This window comes from Ramlibacter sp., from assembly GCF_036383835.1.
GTDB lineage: Bacteria > Pseudomonadota > Gammaproteobacteria > Burkholderiales > Burkholderiaceae_C > Ramlibacter.
On the sequence record NZ_DASVNN010000049.1, the window covers coordinates 47,453 to 64,796 of the forward strand.

Annotated in this window: 19 protein-coding genes; 14 read left to right on the plus strand and 5 right to left on the minus strand. The window is 70.4% G+C overall.

All coding sequences use genetic code 11. The features are described 5' to 3' along the window. Positions 1-29: 29 nt before the first annotated feature. The 12 genes from mdeB to VF522_RS08485 all read left to right on the plus strand — a co-directional run bounded on the left by mdeB (position 30) and on the right by VF522_RS08485 (position 11,264). The gene (gene mdeB / locus VF522_RS08430) at positions 30-2,648 is read left to right on the plus strand and encodes an alpha-ketoglutarate dehydrogenase (protein WP_330907792.1); all 2,619 of its coding nucleotides are present in this window, start codon (positions 30-32) and stop codon (positions 2,646-2,648) included. A 103-nt stretch (positions 2,649-2,751) separates the two neighbouring features. After that, complete coding sequence (locus VF522_RS08435; protein ID WP_330907793.1) at positions 2,752-3,555, plus strand: creatininase family protein; 804 nt, start codon at positions 2,752-2,754, stop codon at positions 3,553-3,555. Between the two features lie 38 nt (positions 3,556-3,593). Then, positions 3,594-4,634: a LacI family DNA-binding transcriptional regulator gene (locus VF522_RS08440; protein WP_330907794.1), complete on the plus strand. Its 1,041-nt coding sequence runs from the start codon at positions 3,594-3,596 to the stop codon at positions 4,632-4,634. Positions 4,635-4,705: 71 nt separating this feature from the next. Then, positions 4,706-5,377, plus strand: a complete 672-nt coding sequence (locus VF522_RS08445; protein WP_330907795.1) for an amino acid ABC transporter permease — start codon at positions 4,706-4,708, stop codon at positions 5,375-5,377. After that, positions 5,377-6,030: an amino acid ABC transporter permease gene (locus tag VF522_RS08450; RefSeq protein WP_330907796.1), complete on the plus strand. Its 654-nt coding sequence runs from the start codon at positions 5,377-5,379 to the stop codon at positions 6,028-6,030. Before VF522_RS08445 ends, VF522_RS08450 begins: the two co-directional genes overlap by 1 nt. 35 nt (positions 6,031-6,065) lie before the next feature. After that, the gene (locus VF522_RS08455) at positions 6,066-6,854 is read left to right on the plus strand and encodes a transporter substrate-binding domain-containing protein (RefSeq protein WP_330907797.1); all 789 of its coding nucleotides are present in this window, start codon (positions 6,066-6,068) and stop codon (positions 6,852-6,854) included. Positions 6,855-6,878: 24 nt separating this feature from the next. Further along, a complete protein-coding gene (locus VF522_RS08460; protein ID WP_330907798.1) occupies positions 6,879-7,664 on the plus strand; it encodes an amino acid ABC transporter ATP-binding protein in 786 nt (261 codons plus the stop codon). After that, positions 7,664-8,440, plus strand: a complete 777-nt coding sequence (locus VF522_RS08465; RefSeq protein WP_330907799.1) for a sugar phosphate isomerase/epimerase family protein — start codon at positions 7,664-7,666, stop codon at positions 8,438-8,440. Before VF522_RS08460 ends, VF522_RS08465 begins: the two co-directional genes overlap by 1 nt. Next, positions 8,437-9,387 (plus strand): sugar kinase, encoded by a 951-nt coding sequence (locus VF522_RS08470; protein ID WP_330907800.1) that lies wholly within the window; start codon positions 8,437-8,439, stop codon positions 9,385-9,387. The genes VF522_RS08465 and VF522_RS08470 overlap by 4 nt, the downstream gene beginning before the upstream one ends. Then, entirely contained in the window at positions 9,384-10,352 is a 969-nt protein-coding gene (locus VF522_RS08475) for a D-glycerate dehydrogenase (RefSeq protein WP_330907801.1), read from the plus strand. Before VF522_RS08470 ends, VF522_RS08475 begins: the two co-directional genes overlap by 4 nt. A 111-nt stretch (positions 10,353-10,463) precedes the next feature. Next, on the plus strand, positions 10,464-10,958 hold the full coding sequence (locus VF522_RS08480) for a CBS domain-containing protein (protein ID WP_330907802.1): 495 nt from the start codon (positions 10,464-10,466) through the stop codon (positions 10,956-10,958). 120 nt (positions 10,959-11,078) lie between these two features. Beyond that, positions 11,079-11,264 carry a hypothetical protein gene (locus VF522_RS08485; protein WP_330907803.1) on the plus strand — a complete coding sequence of 62 codons (186 nt, stop codon included), beginning with the start codon at positions 11,079-11,081 and terminating at the stop codon, positions 11,262-11,264. Positions 11,265-11,380: 116 nt separating this feature from the next. Here the strand turns inward: VF522_RS08485 and VF522_RS08490 are convergent, their stop codons facing one another. The 4 genes from VF522_RS08490 to VF522_RS08505 form a co-directional block, all read right to left on the minus strand. Next, the gene (locus VF522_RS08490) at positions 11,381-11,698 is read right to left on the minus strand and encodes a KGG domain-containing protein (RefSeq protein ID WP_330907804.1); all 318 of its coding nucleotides are present in this window, start codon (positions 11,696-11,698) and stop codon (positions 11,381-11,383) included. 137 nt (positions 11,699-11,835) lie between these two features. Next, the gene (locus tag VF522_RS08495) at positions 11,836-12,216 is read right to left on the minus strand and encodes a thioredoxin family protein (protein WP_330907805.1); all 381 of its coding nucleotides are present in this window, start codon (positions 12,214-12,216) and stop codon (positions 11,836-11,838) included. 36 nt (positions 12,217-12,252) lie between these two features. Next, positions 12,253-13,881, minus strand: coding sequence for a phosphoethanolamine--lipid A transferase (locus VF522_RS08500; RefSeq protein WP_330907806.1), 1,629 nt, complete (start codon positions 13,879-13,881; stop codon positions 12,253-12,255). A 2-nt stretch (positions 13,882-13,883) separates the two neighbouring features. Next, positions 13,884-14,567, minus strand: a complete 684-nt coding sequence (locus VF522_RS08505) for a phosphatase PAP2 family protein (protein ID WP_330907807.1) — start codon at positions 14,565-14,567, stop codon at positions 13,884-13,886. A 56-nt stretch (positions 14,568-14,623) separates the two neighbouring features. Between VF522_RS08505 and VF522_RS08510 the strand changes: the two genes are divergently transcribed. Further along, positions 14,624-15,316: a response regulator transcription factor gene (locus tag VF522_RS08510; protein ID WP_330907808.1), complete on the plus strand. Its 693-nt coding sequence runs from the start codon at positions 14,624-14,626 to the stop codon at positions 15,314-15,316. Continuing rightward, on the plus strand, positions 15,313-16,665 hold the full coding sequence (locus VF522_RS08515) for a histidine kinase dimerization/phospho-acceptor domain-containing protein (protein WP_330907809.1): 1,353 nt from the start codon (positions 15,313-15,315) through the stop codon (positions 16,663-16,665). Before VF522_RS08510 ends, VF522_RS08515 begins: the two co-directional genes overlap by 4 nt. On the opposite strand, the gene VF522_RS08520 is transcribed toward VF522_RS08515, so the two are convergent. Further along, entirely contained in the window at positions 16,656-17,327 is a 672-nt protein-coding gene (locus VF522_RS08520) for a histidine phosphatase family protein (protein ID WP_330907810.1), read from the minus strand. The genes VF522_RS08515 and VF522_RS08520 overlap by 10 nt on opposite strands. Positions 17,328-17,344 lie beyond the last annotated feature (17 nt).

Below are 17,344 nucleotides of genomic sequence, written 5' to 3' on the forward strand. Positions count from 1 at the left end.
TGCGGCCCCATCCGGCCTACAGTCGCACGATGGCCGACCACAGCATCACCCGCTACCTCGCCGACCAGCACGGCGACGCCGACCCTGCCGAGACCGCCGAATGGCGCGACGCCTTCCTGGCGCTGGTCGCCGCCGAAGGGCCGGTGCGCGCCCGCTTCATGCTCGACCAACTGGCGACGCTGGCGCGCGATCCGCACGTCGGCTGGTCGCCGGAACTGGTCACCCCTTATGTGAACACGGTGCCGGTGGAAAAGCAGCCGGTGTTCCCGGGCGACCTGGCGATCGAGGAGAAGCTCGCTTCCCTCATGCGCTGGAACGCGCTGGCGATGGTGGTGCGCGCCAACACGGCCTACGGCGAACTCGGGGGGCACATCGCGAGCTACGCCAGCGCGGCGGATTTGTTCGAGGTCGGCTTCAACCATTTCTTCCGCGCCCGCAGCGCGGAGCAGGGCGACCTGGTGTTCTTCCAGCCGCACAGCGCGCCGGGCGTGTATGCGCGCGCCTTCCTCGAAGGGCGGCTCAGCGAGAACGACCTCGCGCACTACCGCCAGGAGATCGGCGCGCCGGCGCAGGACGCGCGCGGCCTCTCCAGCTATCCGCACCCCTGGCTGATGCCGGACTTCTGGCAGTTCCCGACCGGCTCCATGGGCATCGGTCCGATCAGCTCGATCTACCACGCGCGCTTCATGCGCTATCTCACCCACCGCAACGTCCTGGACTGCGAAGGCCGCAAGGTGTGGGGCGTGTTCGGCGACGGCGAAATGGACGAGCCCGAGAGCATGAGCGCGCTCACGCTCGCCTCGCGCGAGAAGCTGGACAACCTGGTGTGGGTGGTGAACTGCAACCTGCAGCGCCTCGACGGCCCGGTGCGCGGCAACGGCAGGATCGTCGACGAACTGGAGAAGCTGTTCCGCGGCGCCGGCTGGAACGTGATCAAGCTGCTGTGGGGCAGCGACTGGGACGGCCTGTTCGCGCGCGACACCACGAACGCGCTGGTGCAGGCCTTCGCGCACACGGTCGACGGCCAGATGCAGACCTTCGCGGCGAAGGACGGGCGCTTCAACCGCGACAACTTCTTCGGCCAGAACGAGGCGCTGGCGCGGCTGGCGCAGGGCATGACCGACGAGCAGATCGACCGCCTCAAGCGCGGTGGCCACGACCTGGTGAAGATCCACGCGGCGTACGACGCCGCGGCGAAGCACCGCGGCCAGCCGACCGTGATCCTGGCCCACACCAAGAAGGGCTACGGCATGGGCAGCGCGGGCCAGGGCCGCATGACCACGCACAGCCAGAAGAAGCTGGACGAGTCGGCGCTGCTGGAATTCCGCAACCGCTTCAACCTGCCGATCACCGACGAACAGGCGAAGGACCTGGCATTCTTCCGGCCGGCGGAAGACAGCGCGGAGATGCGCTACCTGCACGCCAGGCGCGAAGCGCTGGGCGGCTACGTGCCGCAGCGGCAGACGCAGTGCGAGGTGGTGCCGGTGCCGGACGCGGCGTCCTACGCGCAGTTCGCGCTGCAGGCCGCGGGCAAGGAGATGTCCACCACGATGGCCTTCGTGCGGCTGCTCGGAACGCTGCTGAAGGATCCGCAGCTCGGTCCGCGCATCGTGCCGATCGTGGCCGACGAAGCGCGCACCTTCGGCATGGCCAACCTTTTCAAGCAGGTGGGCATCTATTCGAGCGCGGGCCAGAGCTACGAGCCGGAGGACATCGGCTCGGTGCTGTCGTACCGCGAAGCGCTCGACGGCCAGATCCTGGAAGAAGGCATCAGCGAGGCCGGCGCCATCGCGAGCTGGACGGCCGCGGCCACCAGCTACAGCGTGCATGGCGTGGCGATGCTGCCCTTCTACATCTACTACTCGATGTTCGGATTCCAGCGCGTCGGCGACGCGATCTGGGCGGCGGCGGACCAGCGCGCCCGAGGCTTTCTGCTCGGCGCCACGTCCGGCCGCACCACGCTCGGCGGTGAGGGCCTGCAGCACCAGGACGGCAGCAGCCACCTGGTGGCCGCGACCATCCCGAACTGCAAGGCCTACGACCCGGCCTTCGCCGGCGAGATGGCGGTGATCGTCGACCAGGGCATGCGCGAGATGCTGGTGGAGCAGCGCGACGTCTTCTATTACGTCACGCTGATGAACGAGAACTACGCGCAGCCCGACCTGCCGGAGGGCGCGCGCGAGGGCGTGATCCGCGGGGCTTACCGCTTCGCGCGCTACGGCGACGAAACGGCGCGGCAGCGCGTGACGCTGCTGGGGTCGGGCGCGATCCTGACCGAGGTGGTGAAGGCCGCGCAGCAGCTGGCGGCCGACGGCATCCCGGTGGATGTGGTGAGCGTCACGAGCTGGAGCGAGCTGGCGCGCGAGGGTGTCGAGTGCGAACGGGCCGCGCTCGAGGGCGGCGAGGCGCGCACGCCCTACATCGCGCAAGTGCTGGCCGGCAACGGCCCGGTGATCGCGGCGAGCGACTACGTGCGGGCGGTGCCGGAGACCATCCGTGCTTATGTGCCGCAGGGGCGTCGCTACCTGACGCTGGGCACCGACGGATTCGGGCGCAGCGACACGCGGGCGGCGTTGCGGGCGTTCTTCGGGGTGGATGCGGCGAGCGTGGTGAAGGCGGCCAGTTTTGCCTTGTCATCCCGGGCTTGACCGCGCGGGCTTGTCATCCCGGGCTTGACCCGGGATCCATGGATTGCGGGTCAAGCCCGCAATGACAAAGTAGGGCCCGAACCCGACGCCGTAAGATGCCGCCATGCCGCCTCCCTCGCGCTACTGGGCCGACCTCACCACCACCGACTTCGCCGGCCTCGACCCGGTGAAGACCGTGGCCGTGCTCCCCGTCGGCGCGACGGAGCAGCACGGCCCGCATCTCCCCCTGGCCGTGGACCACGCGCTCGTCGACGGCATCGTCCACCGCGCGTTGCCGCAACTGCCCGCCGACGCCTCCGTGCTGGTCCTGCCCACGCAGAAGATCGGCTACAGCCCCGAGCACGCTGCCTTCCGCGGCACCTTGACGCTGCCCATCGAGACCGTGATCGCGACCTGGGTGGCGATCGGCGAAGGCGTCGCGCGCGCCGGCGTGAAGAAGCTGCTGCTGTTCAACGCGCACGGCGGCCAGGCCAGCGTGCTGGACATCGTCGCGCGCGAGTTGCGCGTGCGCTGCAAGCTGATCGTCTATGGCTGCAGCTGGTGGAACCTGCCGCTCGGCGACGAAGTGAACCACCTGTTCCCGGCCGACGAACATCGCTTCGGCGTGCATGCCGGCGACATGGAGACCTCGCTGATGCTGGCGCTCGCGCCGCAGACGGTCCGCATGGGGAAGGCCCGCGACTTCGCCTCGACCTCGCGCGAGCGCGCGGCGAACTATCCGATCCTGGGCAACGGCCGCAGCGCCAAGCTCGGTTGGTCCATCGAGGACTACAACCGCGAAGGGGCCGCCGGCAATGCGGCGGCCGCCACCGCGGCCAAGGGCGAAGCCGTGCTCGCCGCCGCCGCCCGGCAGCTGGCGGCGCTGCTCGGCGAGATCGCCGGGCTGCCCCTGTCGACCGTCGCCTGAGTTCGCGCTACGATCCTGAAACTGGTTTCAGTTTCAGCATGCGCGCCAAGCTTCCCGAACCCTCCATCGTCCCCGCCGTTGCCCGGAGCACCATCGCCGACGTGGCGGACCGGGCCGGCGTGTCCAAGGCGACCGTCTCGCGCTTCCTGAATCGCGGCGAGCTGCTGACGCCGGAGATCGCGACCCGCGTCGAGGCCGCGATCGCCGCGCTCGGCTACACGCCCAGCCCGATGGCGCAGGCCCTCAAGCGCGGCCGCTCGCGCCTGATCGGCCTGGTCGTGGCCGACGTCACCAACCCGTTCTCGGTGGCGGTGCTGCGCGGCGCCGAGAAGGCCTGCCAGGAAGCCGGCTACCTGCTGATGCTGTTCAACCTGGGCGACGACGGCCAGCGGGAACGCGACGCGATCCAGGCGCTCGGCTCCTACCAGGTGGACGGGATGATCCTCAACACGCTGGGACGCGACGAAGGCGCCGTGGCCGCCGCGGCCCGCGAGGGGCGTCCGGTGGTGCTGGTGGACCGGCGGCACGCCGACATGCAGGCGGACTTCGTATCCCTCGACAACGCCGGCGCGATCCGCCTTGCCGCGGGCCATCTCGTGGAGCAGGGCTGGGACGAGCTGCTGTACGTCACCGAACCGGTGGACGGCGTGAGCTCGCGCCAGGAGCGCGAGTCCGCGTTCCGCGCCTTCCTGCACGACCACCCCGCCGTGCGCGGGCGCAGCTTCGAGTCCGCCGCGGCCGATGCCGCGGCCCTCGAGGCGCAGCTGCGCGAACTGCGCGCCGCCGGCCGCCGGCCCGCGGTTCTCGCCAGCAACGCGGTGATCACGCTCCGCGTGGCCGATGCCGTCGCCCGCCTGGGCTGGCGCTTCGGCGAGGACCTCGGCTTCGTCGGCATCGACGAGACCGAATGGGCTCACCTCGTCGGGCCGGGACTGAGCACCATCGCGCAACCCACCGATGCCCTCGGCCGGCTGGCGGCCGGCTGCGTGCTGGAGCGCCTGCAGGGCCTCGCGCTGCCGCCGCGGCACATCCTGCTGCCCGGCACGCTCGTGGTCCGGCCTTCCTCGCGTCCGCGTTGAAGTACGGGATTACCCTGATGAAATCCTGAAACCGGTTTCTATAATCGCCGTCAGAAACCGGTTTCAGTCCTGTGAACTACACCTTCCAGTTCGAAGACGTCCTTGCCGCCTGGCCGCTGCTGCTGCAGGGCACCTGGATCACGATCCAGCTGTCGCTGACGGCCACCGCCCTCGGCCTCGCCGTCGCCATCGTCTGCGCCTGGGCCAAGACCTCGGGTCCGAAGTGGCTGCGCTTTCCGGTCAACACCTACATCGAGTTGATCCGCAACACGCCCTTCCTGGTGCAGCTGTTCTTCTTCTTTTTCGCGCTGCCGGCCCTGGGGCTGCGCTGGTCGGCGCACGCCGCGGCGCTGGTGGCGATGGTGGTGAACCTCGGCGCCTATGCGACCGAGATCATCCGCGCCGGCATCGAATCGATCCCGCGCGGCCAGATCGAGGCGGGACTGGCGCTCAACCTGAAGCGCCACCAGGTGTTCCGCTTCATCATCCTGAAGCCGGCGCTGAAGGCGATCTATCCCGCGCTCACCAGCCAGTTCATCCTGCTGATGCTCAGCTCCGCGGTGGTATCGGCCATCTCCGCCGACGACCTTACCTCGGTGGCGGCCAACCTGCAGTCGCAGACCTTCCGCAGCTTCGAGATCTACATCGTCGTGGCGGCGATCTATCTCGCGCTGGCGCTGGCGTTCTCGTTCCTGTTCCGGGCCATCTACCGCATGGCCCTCCACTACCCGGACCGCCGCTGATGCGCACCTTCGGCTTCCCCGAATTCCTGTTCATCCTGGAAGCGGCGCGCTGGACCATCGCGCTGTCGCTGATCGCCATCCTGGGCGGCGCCATCGGCGGCCTGGCCGTGGCGCTCGCCCGCACCAGCGACAACGCCTTCGCCCGCGGCGTCGCCACCGTGTTCGTGCAGGTGTTCCAGGGCACGCCGCTGCTGCTGCAGCTGTTCCTGATCTTCTTCGGCGCGCCCGTGCTGGGCCTCGACATCAACCCGTGGGTCGCCGCCGGCGCGGCGCTGATCCTCAACACCAGCGCCTTCCTCGGCGAGATCTGGCGCGGCTGCATCCAGGCGATCCCGCAGGGCCAGACCGAAGCGTCCCAGGCGCTCGGCCTGCACTACTTCGACCGCATGCGCGACGTCGTGCTGCCGCAGGCCTTCAGGATCGCCCTGCCGCCCACCGTGGGCTACGCGGTGCAGGTGATCAAGGGCACGTCGCTGGCCGCGATCATCGGCTTCGCCGAGGTCACGCGCGCCGGCCAGATCATCAACAACGCCACCTTCCAGCCGTTGATCGTGTTCAGCCTGGTGGCGCTGGTCTATTTCGCGCTGTGCTGGCCGCTGTCGCTGCTGGCCGCGCGCATGGAGCGCCGCCAGGCGGCGGCGCTGGCTCGCTGAGCCCTTCTTCCTTATCCCAACCGGAGACTTCCCAGATGCAATCCCTGTCCCGCCGCGCCTTCGCCGCCCTCGGCCTGGCCGCCAGCGTCGTGCTCGCCGCCGCTCCCGCCTTCGCCCAGACGCCCGAAGACCTGAAGAAGAAGGGCGAGATCAACGTCGGCCTGCTGGTGGACTTCCCGCCCTACGGCACCACCAACGCGCAGAACCAGCCCGACGGCTACGACGCCGACGTGGCCCGCCTGCTGGCCAAGGAGTGGGGCGTCAAGGTGAACCTGGTGCCCGTGACCGGCCCGAACCGCATCCCCTTTCTGCTGACCAACAAGGTCGACCTGCTGATCGCCTCGCTGGCCGTGACGCCCGAGCGCGCCAAGCAGGTGGCTTTCTCCAAGCCCTACTCCGCCGCCACCATCGTGCTGTTCGGCGAGAAGAAGAAGGCCATCGGCAAGGCCGAAGACCTCAAGGGCGCGCGCGTGGGCGTGGCCCGTGCCAGCACGCAGGACGTCGCGCTGACCGCGATCGCGCCGCAGGGCACCGAGATCCGCCGCTTCGACGACGACGCCTCCGCCATGCAGGCCCTGATCTCCGGCCAGGTCGACGCGATCGGCTGCTCCACCACCGTCGCCGCGCAGATCAACAAGCGCCAGCCGGGCGCCTTCGAGCCCAAGTTCGTGCTGCGCCAGCAGGAGATGGCCGTCGCCATGCGCCCCGGCCAGGACGCGCTGCTGAAGTCGGTGAACGACTTCGTCGCGAAGAACACCGCCAACGGCGAGCTGAACAAGCTGTACGTCAAGTGGCTGGGCGCCGAACTGCCCAAGATGCACTAAGAAGCGCCTGACGCGGGGAACACCATGAACGACAGAGCGGCCCAGGCCGGCGCCGAACCCATCATCCGCCTCGAAGGGGTGGGCAAGTGGTTCGGCAAGTTCCAGGTCCTGAGCGACATCGACCTGCAGGTCGCGCCCGGCGAGCGCATCGTGATCTGCGGGCCTTCGGGCTCCGGCAAGTCCACGCTGATCCGCTGCATCAACGGCCTGGAGCCGGTGCAGCAGGGCCGCATCGTGGTCGACGGCATCGACCTCACGGCGCACAAGCGCAACGTGGACAAGGTGCGCGCCGAGGTCGGCATGGTGTTCCAGCAGTTCAACCTGTTCCCGCACCTCACGATCCTGCAGAACTGCACGCTGGCGCCGATGCGCACCCGCGGCGTGGGCAGGGAGGAGGCGGAGGCCACCGCGATGAAGTACCTCACGCGGGTGCGCATCCCGGACCAGGCGCACAAGTACCCGAGCCAGCTCTCCGGCGGCCAGCAGCAGCGCGTGGCGATCGCCCGCGCGCTGTGCATGACGCCGCGCATCATGCTGTTCGACGAGCCGACTTCCGCGCTGGACCCCGAGATGGTCAAGGAGGTGCTGGACACGATGATCGGCCTGGCCGAAGAGGGCATGACCATGCTCTGCGTCACGCACGAGATGGGCTTCGCCCGCAGCGTGGCTGACCGCGTGATCTTCATGGCCGACGGCCGCATCGTGGAGCAGGCGCCGCCGCAGCGCTTCTTCACCGCGCCGCAGAACGAGAAGACGCGCAATTTCCTGGGGCAGATCCTCAGCTCGCATCACCATCCGGTTGCCGCGTGATGCAGCAAGTCCTGATTTCGCTGTCGTCGTTCGGGGCGGCGGAAGTGCGCCGCCATGGGCAGCTGTGGTTCACCCGGCTCGCGCGCGAAGCCGGCGCCGATGGCGTCGAAGTTCGCGGCGAACTGCTGGTGGATGCCGCCAGGGAGTTGCCTGCCATCGCTGATGTCGTGCGTGAAGGCGGTTTCGCCATCGTGTATTCCAGCCCGGAAGGCCTGTGGTCCGCCGATGGTGCGCTCGACGCGGGTGCGCTGGACCGCGCGCTGCACGCCGCGAAGGTGCTGGGCGCGCCGCGCCTCAAGATGTCGATCGGCGGCTTCGGTGCGCGCTCCGTGCCTACGCTGCCGCAGCTCGCGCGGCTGCTGGAAGGCAAGGGCATCGAGCTCGTGATCGAGAACGACCAGACCGTGGCGGCCGGCTCGCTCGCCGCCGTGGAGGGCTTCTTCCGCGCGGCGCAGGAAAGCGGCCTGCCCCTGGGCATGACCTTCGACATGGGCAACTGGCACTGGGTCGGAGAGTCCGCGCTGCAGGCGGCCCAGACCTGCGCCCACCGTGTGCGCTACGTGCATTGCAAAGGCGTGCAGCGCCTGCCGGCCAAATGGGTCGCGGTGCCGCTCGCCGAGTCCGCCGCGCCCTGGCGCGCCGTGCTGCGCACGCTGCCGCGCGGCCTGCCCTGGGCCATCGAATACCCGCTGGCGGGCGACGACCTGCTGGCCGTGACGCGCGAACAGGTCGGCCTGCTGCGCGAAGTCGCCGCCACGCTGGGAGCCGTTGCATGAGCGTCGAGCCGCGCTTCGACGTCGCCCTGTTCGGCGAAATGATGATGCTGCTGGTGGCGGACCGCCCGGGCCCGCTGGAGCAGGTGCCGTCCTTCCACAAGCGCACCGCCGGTGCCGAGACCAACGTGGCGATCGGCCTGGCCCGCCTGGGGCTGTGGGTGGGCTGGGCCAGCCGCCTGGGCACCGATTCCATGGCGCGCTACCTGCTGGGCGAGATGCAGCGCGAAGGCATCGACTGCTCGCGCGTGGTGTGCGACCCCACCCAGCGCACCGGCTTCCAGTTCAAGGGCCGCGTCACCGACGGCAGCGACCCGCTGGTGGAATACCACCGCAAGGGCTCGGCGGCCAGCCAGATGACGCCCGACGACGTCGACGCCGACTGGCTGCGTTCCGCGCGCCACCTGCACGCCACCGGTGTCTTCCCCGCGATCTCCGCGAACTGCCGCGCGGCGGCGCGCAAGACCCTCGACGTGATGCGCACGGCCGGCCGGACCATCTCCTTCGATCCGAACCTGCGGCCGACGCTCTGGGCCACGCCGGAGGAGATGCGGCACGAAATCAACGCCTTCGCCTTCCAGGCCGACTGGGTGCTGCCCGGGCTGGAGGAAGGCCGCTTCCTGACCGGCGAGCAGACGCCGGAGGCGATCGCGCGCTTCTACCGCGAACGCGGCGCCAGGCTCGTCGCGGTGAAGCTGGGGCCGGAAGGCGCTTATTACGACAGCGACCAGGGCCGCGGCCACGTGCCGGGATTCCCGGTCGCCGAAGTGGTCGACACGGTCGGCGCGGGCGACGGCTTCGCGGCCGGGGTCGTCAGTGCACTGCTGGAACGGCGAAGCGTGCCCGACGCGGTGCGCCGCGGCGCCTGGATCGGCGCCCGCGCGGTGCAGGTGCTGGGCGATACCGAAGGCCTGCCCACGCGCGCCGAGCTCGAGGCTGCGAAGCTGTGAGCACCCGGCGCAACGTCGTCGTCTTCCGCGAATTGCCGGACGACCAGCTCGCCCGCCTCACCGCGCTGCACGACGTGGTGGTGGCCAACCCGCGCAAACCGGAACAGAAGGCCGCGTTTGAAGCAGCGCTGCCGCGGGCGCACGGCCTGGTCGGCTCCAGCTACGCGATCACGCCGGCGCTGCTGGACATCGCGCCGCAGCTGCGGGTCGTCTCCAGCATCTCGGTGGGGGTCGACAACTATCCCCTGGCCGCGCTGCGCGAGCGCGGCATCCTGCTGTGCCATACGCCGGGCGTGCTCACCGAGACCACGGCCGACACCGTGTTCGCGCTCGTCATGGCGACCAACCGCCGCGTCGTCGAACTGGCCAACCACGTGCGTGAGGGCCGCTGGAGCCGCAACATCGGCGAGGACCTGTTCGGCTGGGACGTCAACGGCAAGACCCTGGGGATCCTGGGTTTCGGCCGCATCGGCCAGGCCGTCGCGCGCCGCGCGGCGCTCGGTTTCGGCATGCCCGTTCGCTACCACAACCCCCATGCCGTGGACGTGCCGGAACTCGCCGGGCGCGCGCTCCACACCCCGCTGGACGAGTTGCTGGCCACCTCCGACATCGTGGCCGCCACGCTGCCGCTGACCGACGAGACCCGCGGCCTGATGGGGCCGCGCGAGTTCGCTCTGATGAAGCCCGGCGCCATCTTCGTCAACGGCGGCCGCGGCGCGACCGTGCAGGAGGCCGCGCTGCTGGCGGCCCTGGACAGCGGCCATCTCCGGGCCGCCGGCCTCGACGTGTTCGCCACCGAGCCCCTGCCGCTCGAGTCCCCTTTGCGTTGCCATCCGCGGGTCACCGCGCTCCCGCACATCGGTTCCGCCACCCACGAGACGCGCTACGCCATGGCGCGGCTGGCCACCACCAACCTGCTGCAGGCGCTGGCGGGCGAGCGGCCGCAGGCGGTGTACGCGGGCTGAGCCGCGGGACGCCCAGGCGTCCTACGCGAGCTTGCGAGCCCACCGACACCGGCGCCGCGCCAGCTCCCTAGATTGGGCGGTGGTTCAGCCAATCTTGCGAAGGAGAAATCGATGACAACGGTGGCAGATGTCATGACCCGCGACGTGCGCACCCTGGGCCCCAACGACTCGATCGTCGAGGCGGCGCGCTGCATGGACGAGCTCAACGTGGGCGTGATCCCCGTGTGCGACGGCGACAAGCTGGTCGGCATGGTGACCGACCGCGACATCGTGGTGCGCGGCCTGGCCAAGCAGGGCGAAGTGCAGAACATGAAGCTGGCCGACGTGATGAGCGCCCACGTGCGCTGCGCGAAGGAGGACGACGACGTCGACCGGGTCCTGGGCGAGATGGCCGAGGCCCAGATCCGCCGGCTGCCGGTGGTGGACGGCAACGACCGCCTGGTGGGCATCGTGTCCCTCGGCGACATCGCCGCCAAGGATCCCGATGACGAGGTCGACGTGGCCGTGTCCCTGGGCGACATCTCGTCGCCGGCGGAGCCCGATCGCTCCGGCAACGGCGGGCAGCCCGCGCAATCGCAGTCGCAGTCGCAAGGCCAGAACCACTGAGCCTCTCCCGAACGGCCGAGTTGGAGCGCGGCGACAGGCCTGCGCAGGTTTGCGCAGGCCGCGTGGCCGTTCATGCCATTGTCATGGTCGCCTGACTAGACTGTGGGGCAGGAGAACCTCATGCGCTTCTCGGCCCTCTTCCAGTCCCGATCCCCGCGTCCCGCGCGCGACGCGGATCGCCCCGTCGCCTCCAGCGAAGCCGCGCCGGCCCCGGGCGCGCAAGCGGCGCCTGCCGCGCAGGACCTGCCCGAGGACCTCGACGCGCGGGTCCGCATGCTCGGCGAGTGGCAGGTCTCCGAGTACTGAGGCACCTTCCTTGCTCGGGTCTCCGTGACCCGGCCGAAAAAGAGGCCGCTGTCGCGGCCTGGAACCCCTGGGTGATGCCGCTGCGCGGCGATCGAACCGCGTGAAAAGTTCGCGCCTCAGTAGCTGCCGTGCGAGCCGCCGCCGCTGTTGCCGCTGCCGCCGCTGCCGCCGTGCGAACCGCTTCCGTTCATGCTGCCGCTGGCGTGCGAGCTGCTGCCGGTCGATTCCATCGCCTTGCGGCGGTTCGCGCTGCGGGCCATGCCGCCCTTGCGGCCGGCTTCGCGGGCTTCTTCCGAAGTGAACTCGTGGGCCGTGCCCTTCTCGTGGGCCGCGCGGCCGCCTTCACTGGCGATCTCGCGCTGGCGTTGCGGGTCCATGGAAGCGAAGCCACGATTGGATTTGCCGCCCGAGTTGCCCTGGTTGTTGGAAGCCATGGTCAAAATCTCCTTGCAAAACTGGATGTTGGAACTGCATGTCCGGTCTGCGCCGTCCATGGTCCGATTGAGCTTGCACGCGCGGTGCACGCTCGTCAGGCGTCGATGCAGGCAGGTGTAGGAGCTTCCCTACCTCGTCAGACGAGGGTGCGGGGGAAAACTTCGCGGCGAAGCCGCTGCAACAGCGCGCCGGCGTCCTCGGGCAGGCCCGGCGCGGGACGAGGTTGAGCATGCAGGGTGGCCAGCATGCGCGTGAACTGCGTGGCCGAGGGCGGGATGGGACCGAGGAACAGCACTTCGTCGCCGCGCGCGACGAGCAGCGTGGGGAAGGTCTCGATGTCGACGTCGCCCATCGCTTCGTCTTCGTCTTCCACGTCGACCCAGGCGAACTGCATGTGCGGATGCGCGCGCGCCTGGCCGGTGAACAGCGGCAGCCACTCGCGGCACACGCCGCACCATGCGGCGCACAGGCAGGCCACCCACCAGGTGTCGCGATCGCTCGCCGTCGTGCTGTCCATCCCGGCAGTGTACCGACACGACGCGTAGCCCGCCGGCTAGTGGGCGCCGCAGTCGGCGTAGGCGTCGAGGTCGCGCCGGTAGGCGGACGTGCCCACCTGCATCAGGCCCAGGACGGAGTGGAACAGGTTGTCGTGCGTGATGCGCGCGCCGGCGCGCGATTGCAGGCACTGCGTCGTGACGCCGCCGCGCTGCTCGAAGCCGGGCGACAGCCACGTGACCCAGGGAATGTGCTTCTGTACGTCGGGCGCCAGCGCGTAAGGCAGCCCGTGCAGGTACAGGTTGTTCTCGCCGAGGGACTCGCCGTGGTCGGCGACGTAGACCAGCGCGCCGTCGAAGTCGGCGCGGCCCCGAAGCCACCGGATCGCGGAGCCGAGCACGTGGTCGGTATAGGCGATCGTGTTGTCGTAGGCATTGCGCAGCTGCTCGCCGCTGCAGTCCGGCAGGTGCGCGCTGGCGCACTCCGGCAGGAAGCGCTTGAAGGCCGCGGGCGTGCGCTCCGCATAGGCCGGGCCGTGGCTTCCCATCTGGTGCATCACCAGCACCACGCCGCGCTCGCGCTGCTGCGCGGGCAGGGCCGCGATGCGCGCGTCGAGGCCGGCAACCAGGATGCCATCGTGGCACTGGCCGCCCGCGCACAGGTCGGCGTCGCGCAGGGCCGACGTGTTGACGTGCGGGACGCGGTCGCACACGCCCTTGCATCCGCCCGGCTGGTTGTCGATCCAGAGGACGGCGAGGCCCGCGTGCTGCAGCACGTCCAGCAGGTTCTCCGAATCCTGGTCGCGGGCGAGGAAGCCATCGCGACCGAGGTGCGAGAACATGCAGGGAACCGAGGCCGCCGTGTGCGTGCCGCAGGACCAGGCGTTGCGGAAGCTCGCCACGCCCGCCTGCCGCAGCTCCGGGGTGGTGTCGCGCGCGTAGCCGTTGGTGCCGAAGTTGCCGCTGCGGCCCGTTTCGCCGACCACCAGGATCAGCAGCGGCGGCTTGCTGCCGGAAGCGAGCAGGTGCGCATCGCGTCCCAGCGGCAGCAGTCCGCCCTTGGCATGGCGGTCGCCGATGCCCGCCTGGCCGGCGGCATAGAGCGTGTTCAGCGGATTGAGCAGGTAGCGCAGGTGCTTGTGGTTGCGCATCGTCGAGGCGAGCGACTGGAAGCTGGCGAGCAGCAGTACGGCGAACAGCAGCAGGGCGATCGCCGCGGCGCCCGTGTTGCGCAGCGCCTGCCGCGGCCAGGGCCGCCGGGCCAGCGGCAGCCGCCAGACCAGCAGCGAAGGCACGATGGCGAGCACCAGCAGGGTCAGCGCGAAGGGCGCGGTGAGCAGGGCCCGCACTTCGTCGGCGTCGGTCTGCAGCACGCTGGCCGCGATGCCGCTGTCGATCACCGTGCGGTAGGTCCACATGAAGTAGGCCCCCGCGGCGGACACGAACAACAGCAGGATCACGGCGCCCTTCAGCACCGGACGCCAGGCCAGCAGGCTCAGGAGCGCGAACAGCGTGGTGGCGAGCAGGCCAGCCAGCGTGAACGCGAGCAGCCAGCCGCCCGGCGTACCCAGCAATCCGAGCGCGTGGAGCTCGCGCCAGAGCGCCACGTTGCCGACGGTGGCCATCCACAGGCTCGCGCCGGCCGCCAGAACGGCGGGCTGCACGCCGCGTGAAGAAGGAATCCGCATCTTCAACTCCCCGCCAGTGCCGTGGCCTGCGGCCAGGCGGCATCCACGCCGCAGGCCACGATCCAGCAGACCACTGCCGTCCAGAGCGTGTGGCTCATGAAGTGGGCGCCGCGCCATTGCTGCGCGAGCCCGAGGACGAGACCCGCGGCCGTCGCGCCGAGCAGCCACCGGCGCGCCAGGCGCAGGTCGACGTCGCGGAAGACGAAATAGCCGCCGAGGAAGGCGAAGCCGGAGGACGCGTGCCCCGCCGGAAAGCACTGGCCCGCGCCGCCATCGACGATGCGGCTCCAGTGCGAGGCGTAGCGTGCGACTCCGCCGAACTGCGCGAGCTCCCAGGGGCAGCTGGTCAGGCTGGCCTTCTTCAGCACGCCGACGGCGAGCGCCGCGGCCAGCGTGCTCACCGCGAGTTGCACCCGGCGGCGCAGCGTGATCCGCTCGAGGGGGCCCACGGGCCACCAGACCGCGAGGCACAGTCCCAGCACGAGCAGCCAGGCGAGATGGCGGCCGCCTTCGTGCAGCACGTCGAAGAGGAACCAATGATCCTTCCATGGGAATCCCTGGGCGGAGCCGGCCAGGTGCGCGAAGGGCAGGTCGAGGCCGCTCGCGTCCCACGCGAGGGCGACGGCGAGCAGCGCGAACGTGATCCAGGCGGATTCGGGGAGCGCGCGGCTCCAGCGTGTCGTCATGGGAGCGGATGCTCGCGACGGGAACTTAAATTCTCCTTAACGGGCACAATGTCCCCATGCGCGTGCTGGTGGTGGAGGACGACAAGGGGATCGCGGAAGGCCTGGCCGCCCACCTGGGGCGCACGGGGCACGCGGTGGATTGCCTGCCGGCGATCGCGACGGCCTGGAGTGCGCTGTGCTCCGAGCCGTACGACGTCGTGCTGCTGGACCTGGGGCTGGAGGACGGCGACGGCACCGTGCTGCTGCGGCGGCTGCGCGAGGCGCCTGGCGGCCGCCTGCCGGACCCGGCCACGCCGGTGCTGATCATGACCGCGCGCGACCAGGTCGCTTCCCGCATCGAGGGGCTGGACCTCGGCGCCGACGACTACCTGACCAAGCCCTTCGACCCCGACGAACTCGCGGCGCGCATGCGTGCCTTGCGCCGGCGCCTGGCCGGCCGGGCGCAGCCGACCCTCCGCCACGGCGACATCGAGATCGATCCGGCGGCGCGGACCGTGTCGCGGGCCGGCCGGCCGGTGGACCTGTCGGCGCGTGAATTTTCCGTGCTGCTGGCGCTGATGGAAGCGCGGCCGCACGTGCTGTCGCGGCCGCAGATCGAAGCCAAGCTCTACAACTTCGACAGCGTGCTGGAAAGCAATGCGATCGAGGTGCACGTGCACAAGCTGCGGCGCAAGCTCGGGGACACGCTGGTACGCACCGTGCGCGGCGTCGGCTACTACGTGCCGGCGGAGCCGGAGCCCGGGGCATGAGGCCGGCACCCAGCCTCACGCGCCACCTGCTCGCCTGGGTGCTGGGTGCGCTCACGATCGTGTGGGCCACCTTCATCGTGGTGGGCTACAAGACCGGCGAGCACGAGGCCGACGAACTCACCGACGGCCACCTCGCCAGCGTGAGCTCGCTGCTGCTGCCGCTGGCGCAGGGCGGCCTCGCGCCCAACGGCGTGCCGCCGCGCATGATCGCGAAACCGGAGCTGAAGGCGCACGACTACCAGAGCTCGCTGACCGTGGTGGTGTGGGATGCGCAGGGCCGGCTGCTCTCGCATACGGGCGATGCGCCCGCGCCGCCCTTCGAAGTTCCCGAGGGATTTGCGTCCGTGTCGCTCGGCACGCCGGCGCAGGCCTGGCGTGCGTTCTCGCGCTGGGACCCGGCACGCACGGTGAAGCTGACGGTGATGCTGTCCGAGGCGGAGCGCGACGAGCTGGCCGCCGACATCGCCGAACAGGTGACCGAGCCGGGCCTGTGGCTGCTGCCCGTGGTGGCGCTGCTGCTGGGGCTGGCGATCCACCGCGGCCTGAAGCCGCTGCGCGAGCTCGCGCACGATGTGCACGCGCTCGATCCGCACCGGGCGCACAAGGTGCAGGCGCCGGGCCGCTACGAGGAGCTCGCCGCCGCCGTCGACGCGATCAACCGCCTGGTCGACCGCTACCAGCTGGTGCTGACGCGCGAACGCGCGCTGGCCAACGAGATCGCGCATGAATTGCGCACGCCGCTCGCGTCCATCGCCCTGCAGGCGCGCAGCGTGCAGGACGCACCGCCTGGCCCCTCGCAGGCGGCCGCCGTGGCGCGCCTGCAGGAGGACGCGCTGCGCGCCGGCGACGTGCTGGCGCAGCTGCTCGCGCTCGCCCGCACCAGCCGCGCCGAGCTGGACGAAGCGGCGCAGCAGCTCGATCTCGATGCGGTGGCGCGCCGCGTGGTGTCGGAGTTCGCGCCGGATGCGCATGCCGGCGGGCGCGAGCTGGGACTGGCGAGCCCGGGACCGTTCCCGGTGTCGGGCCATCCGGTGCTGCTGGAGCTGGCCTTGCGCAACCTGGTGCAGAACGCGCTGGCGCACACGCCGCCCGGCACGCAGGTGGAAGTGGAGCTCGATCCCGCGGCGCGTTCGTTGCAGGTGAGCGACGACGGCCCGCTGCGCGCCGGCGCGCCCGGCGAGGCCGCGTCGGCGCGCGTGCAGCCGCTACGCCTGGGGCTCGGGCATCGCGTGGTGGAGAAGGTGGCGGCGCTGCACGGCGCGACCTTCGAGCCCGACGTGCGCCTGCCGGGCGAGCGGCGCGCCTGGCGCATCCTCTTTCCCGCGAGCGCGCCCCAGCTTCAGGCGTAGGTCACCCAGTCCTCGTAGGCTGCGGCATCGAGGTGCGGGATGCCGTTGAACGTGAGCAGCATGTGCCGCTTGGGCGTGAACGCGAACTCGGTGATCGCCGTGTTGCGGATGCGCAGGTTCAGTTCGATGGTCGTCGCCGGTGGCGTGCCGAGCACGTGGCCCACTGCCGTCGCGATCGGCCCGCCGCTGGTGACTACCAGCACGTTCTGCCCGTAGTGGTTGGCGCGGACGTGGTCGAGCGCGCTCGAGACGCCCTGCACGAAGGCCGGATAGCTGGGCATGCCCTGCGGGCGGGTGTCGCCCGCCATCCAGCGCGCCATCGCGTCGCGCAGCAGACGGAAATGGTGCCGATACATCTCCGGCGAGGTGGGCTTGGGCAGCTTGTCCGGATGCACGGTGGCGATCAGCGCCTCGCTGTCGTACTCGTTGAGGCCTTCCCAGGCCAGGTGCTCGCCGGCGCGGTTCATGCCTTGCAGGATGCCGGCCAGCGTCTGCTTGTGCCGGCGCAGCGTGCCCGCGATGAGCCCATCGAAGTGGATGCCGCGCTCGGCGAAGTACTCGCCCAGGCGCACGCTCTGGCGCTGGCCGAGCTCGCTCAGCTGGTCGTAGTCGTCGGCGCCGAAGGAAGCCTGGCCGTGCCGCACGAGGTAAAGGGTGCCCATGCGGCGATTCTGGCAAA

What these genes read in the sequence shown, in the direction of transcription:
- mdeB (WP_330907792.1), top strand. Translation starts at nt 30, where the DNA reads ATGGCCGACCACAGCATCACCCGCTACCTCGCCGACCAGCACGGCGAC.
- VF522_RS08435 (WP_330907793.1), top strand. Translation starts at nt 2,752, where the DNA reads ATGCCGCCTCCCTCGCGCTACTGGGCCGACCTCACCACCACCGACTTC.
- VF522_RS08440 (WP_330907794.1), top strand. Translation starts at nt 3,594, where the DNA reads ATGCGCGCCAAGCTTCCCGAACCCTCCATCGTCCCCGCCGTTGCCCGG.
- VF522_RS08450 (WP_330907796.1), top strand. Translation starts at nt 5,377, where the DNA reads ATGCGCACCTTCGGCTTCCCCGAATTCCTGTTCATCCTGGAAGCGGCG.
- VF522_RS08455 (WP_330907797.1), top strand. Translation starts at nt 6,066, where the DNA reads ATGCAATCCCTGTCCCGCCGCGCCTTCGCCGCCCTCGGCCTGGCCGCC.
- VF522_RS08460 (WP_330907798.1), top strand. Translation starts at nt 6,879, where the DNA reads ATGAACGACAGAGCGGCCCAGGCCGGCGCCGAACCCATCATCCGCCTC.
- VF522_RS08465 (WP_330907799.1), top strand. Translation starts at nt 7,664, where the DNA reads ATGCAGCAAGTCCTGATTTCGCTGTCGTCGTTCGGGGCGGCGGAAGTG.
- VF522_RS08470 (WP_330907800.1), top strand. Translation starts at nt 8,437, where the DNA reads ATGAGCGTCGAGCCGCGCTTCGACGTCGCCCTGTTCGGCGAAATGATG.
- VF522_RS08480 (WP_330907802.1), top strand. Translation starts at nt 10,464, where the DNA reads ATGACAACGGTGGCAGATGTCATGACCCGCGACGTGCGCACCCTGGGC.
- VF522_RS08485 (WP_330907803.1), top strand. Translation starts at nt 11,079, where the DNA reads ATGCGCTTCTCGGCCCTCTTCCAGTCCCGATCCCCGCGTCCCGCGCGC.
- VF522_RS08490 (WP_330907804.1), bottom strand. Translation starts at nt 11,698, where the DNA reads ATGGCTTCCAACAACCAGGGCAACTCGGGCGGCAAATCCAATCGTGGC.
- VF522_RS08495 (WP_330907805.1), bottom strand. Translation starts at nt 12,216, where the DNA reads ATGGACAGCACGACGGCGAGCGATCGCGACACCTGGTGGGTGGCCTGC.
- VF522_RS08500 (WP_330907806.1), bottom strand. Translation starts at nt 13,881, where the DNA reads ATGCGGATTCCTTCTTCACGCGGCGTGCAGCCCGCCGTTCTGGCGGCC.
- VF522_RS08505 (WP_330907807.1), bottom strand. Translation starts at nt 14,567, where the DNA reads ATGACGACACGCTGGAGCCGCGCGCTCCCCGAATCCGCCTGGATCACG.
- VF522_RS08510 (WP_330907808.1), top strand. Translation starts at nt 14,624, where the DNA reads ATGCGCGTGCTGGTGGTGGAGGACGACAAGGGGATCGCGGAAGGCCTG.
- VF522_RS08515 (WP_330907809.1), top strand. Translation starts at nt 15,313, where the DNA reads ATGAGGCCGGCACCCAGCCTCACGCGCCACCTGCTCGCCTGGGTGCTG.
- VF522_RS08520 (WP_330907810.1), bottom strand. Translation starts at nt 17,327, where the DNA reads ATGGGCACCCTTTACCTCGTGCGGCACGGCCAGGCTTCCTTCGGCGCC.